This window comes from Streptococcus sp. 2106 (assembly GCF_013277315.1).
Taxonomy (GTDB): domain Bacteria; phylum Bacillota; class Bacilli; order Lactobacillales; family Streptococcaceae; genus Streptococcus; species Streptococcus pseudopneumoniae.
Genome location: NZ_VMMS01000078.1, coordinates 17,453 through 23,329, shown reverse-complemented (window position 1 = coordinate 23,329; position 5,877 = coordinate 17,453). Strand labels below are relative to the sequence as shown.

9 protein-coding genes and 1 pseudogene are annotated in these 5,877 nt (G+C 39.0%); 9 read left to right on the top strand and 1 reads right to left on the bottom strand.

Annotated elements, in window-relative coordinates; genetic code table 11:
• The 5 genes and pseudogenes from HT723_RS08755 to HT723_RS08735 all read left to right on the top strand — a co-directional run.
• On the top strand, nucleotides 1–263 hold a 263-nt coding region (locus HT723_RS08755), incomplete at its 5' end, for a hypothetical protein (RefSeq protein ID WP_172935036.1).
• The gene (galE, locus tag HT723_RS08750; protein ID WP_001156508.1) at nucleotides 242–1,261 is read left to right on the top strand and encodes a UDP-glucose 4-epimerase GalE; all 1,020 of its coding nucleotides are present in this window, start codon (nucleotides 242–244) and stop codon (nucleotides 1,259–1,261) included. The genes HT723_RS08755 and galE, both read left to right, overlap by 22 nt.
• 67 nt (nucleotides 1,262–1,328) lie before the next feature.
• On the top strand, nucleotides 1,329–2,198 hold the full coding sequence (locus HT723_RS08745) for a glycosyltransferase family 2 protein (RefSeq protein ID WP_345890250.1): 870 nt from the start codon (nucleotides 1,329–1,331) through the stop codon (nucleotides 2,196–2,198).
• 174 nt (nucleotides 2,199–2,372) lie between these two features.
• Complete coding sequence (locus HT723_RS08740; RefSeq protein ID WP_000949237.1) at nucleotides 2,373–3,017, top strand: hypothetical protein; 645 nt, start codon at nucleotides 2,373–2,375, stop codon at nucleotides 3,015–3,017.
• A 38-nt stretch (nucleotides 3,018–3,055) separates the two neighbouring features.
• Nucleotides 3,056–3,157, top strand: a pseudogene (locus tag HT723_RS08735) (group 2 glycosyl transferase); the annotation flags it as partial.
• A 63-nt stretch (nucleotides 3,158–3,220) separates the two neighbouring features.
• Here HT723_RS08735 and HT723_RS08730 read toward each other — a convergent pair.
• Complete coding sequence (locus tag HT723_RS08730; protein ID WP_172925684.1) at nucleotides 3,221–3,424, bottom strand: ferredoxin; 204 nt, start codon at nucleotides 3,422–3,424, stop codon at nucleotides 3,221–3,223.
• 51 nt (nucleotides 3,425–3,475) lie between these two features.
• On the opposite strand from HT723_RS08730, the gene HT723_RS08725 reads away from it, so the two are divergent.
• From HT723_RS08725 to HT723_RS08710, 4 genes are all read left to right on the top strand, one after another.
• Nucleotides 3,476–3,952, top strand: coding sequence for an SAG1386/EF1546 family surface-associated protein (locus HT723_RS08725; protein ID WP_172935045.1), 477 nt, complete (start codon nucleotides 3,476–3,478; stop codon nucleotides 3,950–3,952).
• Nucleotides 3,953–3,960: 8 nt separating this feature from the next.
• Nucleotides 3,961–4,632, top strand: a complete 672-nt coding sequence (cmk, locus tag HT723_RS08720; protein ID WP_100104790.1) for a (d)CMP kinase — start codon at nucleotides 3,961–3,963, stop codon at nucleotides 4,630–4,632.
• A 130-nt stretch (nucleotides 4,633–4,762) separates the two neighbouring features.
• Entirely contained in the window at nucleotides 4,763–5,101 is a 339-nt protein-coding gene (locus HT723_RS08715) for a zinc ribbon domain-containing protein YjdM (protein ID WP_001061585.1), read from the top strand.
• A gap of 2 nt (nucleotides 5,102–5,103) precedes the next feature.
• Entirely contained in the window at nucleotides 5,104–5,733 is a 630-nt protein-coding gene (locus HT723_RS08710; protein WP_000033949.1) for a Pr6Pr family membrane protein, read from the top strand.
• Nucleotides 5,734–5,877 lie beyond the last annotated feature (144 nt).

Sequence of the window (5,877 nt, the reverse complement as noted above, 5' to 3'; positions counted from 1 at the left end):
GTTTTGAGGTTGTGGATGGAACTGACGAAGTCAGCTTAAAACACTGTTTTGAGGTTGTGGATGGAACTGACGAAGTCAGTAACCATACCCATGGCAAGGCGAAGCTGACGTTGTTTGAAGAGATTTTCGAAGAGTATAAGCATTTTACTGAAATTTTATCTTACCCTCTAGGATGGCAAATGACATTCCCTATCAAAAATGGTAAAATAAGAAAAAATAATCCGAGAATCGAGGAATTAAGATGCAAGAAAAGATTTTGCTAACGGGTGGAGCAGGTTTTATCGGAACCCACACTGTTATTGAGTTAATCCAAGCAGGTCATCAGGTTGTTGTGGTGGATAACCTTGTCAACAGCAATCGCAAAAGTTTAGAAGTTGTTGAGAGAATTACAGGAGTTGAAGTACCTTTCTATGAGGCAGATATCCGTGATATAGATACTCTTCGTGACATTTTCAAACAAGAAGAACCAACAGGGGTCATTCACTTTGCTGGCTTGAAGGCTGTTGGAGAATCTACTCGTATTCCTCTTGCCTACTATGACAACAATATAGCAGGAACTCTTAGCCTTTTGAAAGCCATGGAAGAAGCCAACTGTAAAAACATTATTTTCAGTTCTTCTGCGACAGTTTACGGGGATCCGCACACAGTGCCCATCTTGGAAGATTTTCCACTTTCAGTGACCAATCCATATGGCCGCACTAAGCTTATGCTTGAGGAAATTTTGACGGATATCTACAAGGCAGATTCAGAATGGAATGTGGTCTTGCTTCGTTACTTTAACCCAATCGGAGCCCATGAGAGTGGAGATTTGGGAGAAAATCCAAATGGTATTCCAAACAATCTCTTGCCATATGTGACTCAAGTAGCTGTTGGGAAATTAGAGCAAGTGCAAGTGTTTGGAGACGATTACGATACCGAAGATGGAACTGGTGTTCGTGACTATATCCACGTTGTCGATTTGGCTAAAGGTCACGTCGCAGCTCTGAAAAAAATCCAAAAAGGTTCAGGCCTAAACGTTTATAACCTTGGAACAGGTAAAGGCTACTCAGTTCTTGAAATTATCCAAAATATGGAAAAAGCAGTGGGACGCCCAATTCCTTACCGCATCGTAGACCGTCGCCCAGGGGATATCGCAGCCTGCTATTCAGATCCTGCAAAAGCCAAAGCAGAACTGGGCTGGGAAGCAGAATTAGGCATCACCCAAATGTGTGAAGACGCATGGCGTTGGCAAAGTAAGCATCCAAATGGATTTGAAGACTAAGATGGTGATGTCAATCATAGTCCCCTGTTTAAACTAAGAGGAAGTACTTCCTCTTTTTTATCAGGCTTTGGAAGATTTGATTCCTGATTTGGAAACAGAAATCGAGTATGTCTTTGTCGATGATGGCTCAAGCGATGGAACCTTGGAACTCTTAAAGGCCTATCGGGAACAAAATTCGGCAGTACATTATATTTCTTTCTCACGAAATTTTGGTAAAGAAGCAGCACTGTATGCAGGTTTACAATATGCGACAGGAGATTTGGTGGTGGTGATGGATGCAGATCTCCAGGATCCTCCTAGTATGTTGCTAGAGATGAAAAATTTACTAGACCAAAATGCAGACTTGGACTGCGTAGGAACACGGAGAACTAGTCGGGAGGGAGAACCCTTCTTTCGCAGTTTCTGTGCTAATCTCTTTTACCGCCTCATGCAAAAAATTAGCCCAGTAGCCTTGCCCTCAGGTGTTCGTGATTTTCGTATGATGAGACGGTCTGTAGTCGATGCTATTTTAAGTTTGACCGAGTCCAATCGTTTTTCTAAGGGACTATTTGCCTGGGTCGGCTTTAAAACCCACTATCTGGACTATCCAAATGTCGAAAGGCAGGCTGGCAAGACCAGTTGGAGTTTTAGGCAACTCTTTTTCTACTCTATTGAAGGGATTGTTAACTTTTCAGATTTTCCCTTGATTATAGCCTTTGTAGCTGGTCTCCTATCTTGTTTTATTTCTCTGCTTATGACCTTTTTTGTCGTGGTTCGAACCCTCATTTTGGGCAATTCGACATCTGGTTGGACCTCTCTGATGGCTGTTATTCTCTTTCTTGGAGGCATTCAACTCTTGACTATTGGGATTCTCGGTAAATATATCAGTAAGATTTATTTGGAGACTAAAAAAAGACCACTTTATCTTATCAAAGAAAAAAGTTATCATAGATCATGAAAAAGTAGGAATTATCTGGCGCAGTCACTTTTTTGTAATTATAATTCTTTTGGTCTGGAACTTGAGTGATTTTTAAAAAAATTAGGGATTTGACATGATATAAATGAACTATGTGGAATAAATTTACTGCAAAGACGATAACTTAATAAATAAAACATTCAGGAGGGTTATTTTATGCTAAGTAAAGAGGATTATACTGAAGAAATCGGGCTAATAAAGAAACAAAATTATGTAGAGGTTGAACTGTATCCTTTAGTTGCTGATATAATTAAGCCAACTTTAAAAGATAGTTTATCAAAAAGATATGTCTTCGGAAGACAAAGAAGGGGTTTGGGACAAATTTATTATGGTCTAAGTAATTTTCCTGATATAGTTATTTTAGATAAGACTTATGAAAACAAATCTAGGAAAAGTATAAAAATTGAAGAATGGAAGGAACTTCGAGGATGCGTGGAAGTTAAGAATTTAAATTATAGTTTAATTACAGAGGAAAAAATCAAATCAACCATATCGAACAGTTTTGAACATATAACTGGAGAGATGGGACAACTTATTGGAGACCTTTTATGGTATAAAAAAGTAATTTATACAAATGGAATTGAATGGAGATTTCTAAGTTTAGATGACAAGGAAGAGATAGATAATACAATTGTTGAAGTAGTTAACAAAAGAATAGAAACAGAAGAAGCGGGAAATTCTTTTGATTGGTGGAAGAATATTAAAGATTTATCGTTCAATTATACGGATATATGCCTATCTAAAGATTGTAGACGAGAGTGGAATGAATTTGTAAAAAGGGTAAAGGAAATAGAATGGTAGAAGTCTATTCTCATTGAGGAATTTAGATTATAAGTTGCAGTAAGATTTATCTGGAGACTAAAAAAAGACCACTTTATCTCGTTAAAGAAAAAAGTGATCTTCCTGATTTTACAGAAAAAAATAAAGTGAAAAGACTATAATTTTACATGGAAATATGCTAAACTAGAAAGAGTGAAACGTTCTTGTCAATTTACTATGAGAGATTAGTGTTGATTTTTAATCAAGGCACGTGTCGGACAGTTTTTAACAGCCTCTAAGACATCCTGACTAGGAGAAATTTCTTTTTCCAGTTGGTCAGGATTATCGTAAAAACGCACGATTCCATTATCGTGGTAATCAAATAAGTCAGAATAAGTTTGGCAAAGCCCACAGGCGATGCATCGTTCAGGTATAAGTGTGATTTTCATGTTCATATTTATATTGTAATAAGAAAAGTAAAAAAAAACAAGGAGTAAGGTATGGCAAAAGAACCGTGGCAAGAAGATATTTATGATCAAGAAGAAGCAAGAGCAGAGCGTCGGCATCGAAACCACGGAGGGGCTGATAGGATGGCTAATCGTATTTTGACGATCCTAGCTAGTATTTTCTTTGTAATTGTGGTGGTGATGGTCATCGTTTTCATCTATCTATCATCGGGGGGGAGTAATCGCACAGCAGCCTTAAAAGACTTTCATGATTCTGATGCAAGTGTAGTACAAATCTCATCTTCAAGCAGTTCTCAGCCTGAGCAGAGTTCAGAGCCAGAATCTACTTCTAGTAGTTCAGAAGAAGCTGCTAATCCTGAAGGAACGATTAAAGTTCTCGCAGGAGAAGGGGAAGCAGCTATTGCCGCTCGTGCAGGAATCTCCATTGCTCAGTTAGAGGCCTTGAATCCTGGGCACATGGCTACAGGATCTTGGTTTGCCAATCCAGGTGATGTTATAAAAATAAAATAGGAGCCGATATGAAAACAATTCAAATTGCTATTGATGGTCCTGCTTCCAGCGGTAAGAGTACGGTCGCAAAGATTATTGCTAAGGATTTTGGATTCACCTACCTTGATACAGGAGCTATGTATCGTGCAGCGACCTATATGGCTCTTAAGAACCAATTAGGAGTTGAAGAAGTCGAAGCCCTTCTAACCTTGTTGGACCAGCATCCAATCAGCTTTGGACGTTCAGAAACTGGAGACCAGCTTGTTTTTGTAGGAGATGTGGATATTACCCATCCTATCCGTGAAAATGAAGTGACCAATCATGTTTCTGCTATTGCAGCAATTCCTCAAGTGCGTGAGAAACTAGTTTCTCTCCAACAAGAAATTGCCCAGCAAGGTGGGATTGTCATGGATGGTCGCGATATTGGAACTGTTGTATTGCCACAAGCAGAATTGAAAATTTTCCTAGTAGCTTCTGTTGATGAGAGAGCAGGGCGCCGTTACAAGGAAAATATTGCCAAGGGAATTGAAACAGACCTTGAAACTCTAAAAGAGGAAATTGCTGCGCGTGACTACAAGGATAGTCATCGGGAGACTTCTCCTCTTAAACAAGCAGAGGACGCTGTCTATCTTGATACAACTGGCTTGAACATTCAAGAAGTAGTTGAAAAAATCAAAGCAGAAGCTGAAAAAAGAATGTAAATGTAGAAAAGCCGATAGATGGATATCGGTTTTTTTCTAAATTTGTCAAAATGCTGATTTTAGGGTATAATAGTTGCTGTTCGAGAAATTTTGATTTTCAAAGAATAGTGAATGATGATAAGGAGAAACTATGAACAATTTACCAAATTGTCCAAAATGTAACTCAGAGTATGTCTACGAAGACGGTGCCCTACTGGTTTGCCCAGAGTGTGCTCATGAGTGGAATCCTGCTGAAGTTGCAGAAGCAGAAGAAGGTCTTGTCGCTATCGATGCCAACGGAAATAAATTGGCTGATGGTGATACAGTAACTCTCATCAAGGACTTGAAAGTAAAAGGTGCGCCAAAAGATTTGAAACAAGGGACGCGCGTGAAAAATATCCGCATCGTAGAAGGCGACCACAATATCGACTGTAAGATTGATGGTTTTGGTGCCATGAAACTCAAATCAGAGTTTGTGAGGAAGATTTAAGCATGTCAAAACACTATAAACTTGTATTTTATAGCCGTATCTTCTTGTTTCTAGCGGCTTTTACGGGAGTTTATCTTGAAATTACTAAGCATGGTGGTTTTGGGATGCTTCTCTATTACACGGTTCTGTCCAACCTCTTGGTAACTATTTTTACCCTTTATCTTCTAAAGGTTATGAGCCGTGTAGGTGAAAATTGGCAAAGGCCAAGTCTCTTGCGCTTAAAAGGTGGGGTCACCATGAGTATCATGATTACCTGTGTGATTTACCATTTCCTCTTGGCGCCCATTGCGACTAATTTCTATACCCTAGAAAATTTCCTTTGCCACTATATCGTTCCCATCTGGTTTTTAGCGGATACCCTCTTTTTTGACAAACAGGGTCAATATAAGATTTGGGATCCAGCAGTGTGGACCATTTTACCCTTGCTGTATATGATGTTTGCTCTTTTTAATGGCTTGGTTCTAAAACTCAATATTCCAAATGCCAAGGATAATCCTTTCCCTTACTTCTTTTTAAATGTGAACAAGGGTTGGGATGTCGTATTCAAGTGGTGTCTGATTATCTTTGTTGCCTATATGGTAGCAGGATTTATCTTCTACTTTATTAAGCAAATCAAGAGAAAGTCATTCTAATACTCTTCGAAAATCTCTTCAAGCCACGTCAGTTTCGCCTTGCCGTAGATATGGTTACTGACTTCGTCAGTCTTATCTACAACCTCAAAACCATGTTTTGAGCTGACTTCGTCAGTTTCCATCTGCAACCTCAAAACACTGTTT

Bases quoted from the DNA above. Each gene is read 5' to 3' on its own strand.
- HT723_RS08710 (WP_000033949.1), top strand. From the start codon at position 5,104: ATGTCAAAACACTATAAACTTGTATTTTATAGCCGTATCTTCTTGTTT.
- HT723_RS08740 (WP_000949237.1), top strand. From the start codon at position 2,373: ATGCTAAGTAAAGAGGATTATACTGAAGAAATCGGGCTAATAAAGAAA.
- cmk (WP_100104790.1), top strand. From the start codon at position 3,961: ATGAAAACAATTCAAATTGCTATTGATGGTCCTGCTTCCAGCGGTAAG.
- galE (WP_001156508.1), top strand. From the start codon at position 242: ATGCAAGAAAAGATTTTGCTAACGGGTGGAGCAGGTTTTATCGGAACC.
- HT723_RS08725 (WP_172935045.1), top strand. From the start codon at position 3,476: ATGGCAAAAGAACCGTGGCAAGAAGATATTTATGATCAAGAAGAAGCA.
- HT723_RS08730 (WP_172925684.1), bottom strand. From the start codon at position 3,424: ATGAAAATCACACTTATACCTGAACGATGCATCGCCTGTGGGCTTTGC.
- HT723_RS08715 (WP_001061585.1), top strand. From the start codon at position 4,763: ATGAACAATTTACCAAATTGTCCAAAATGTAACTCAGAGTATGTCTAC.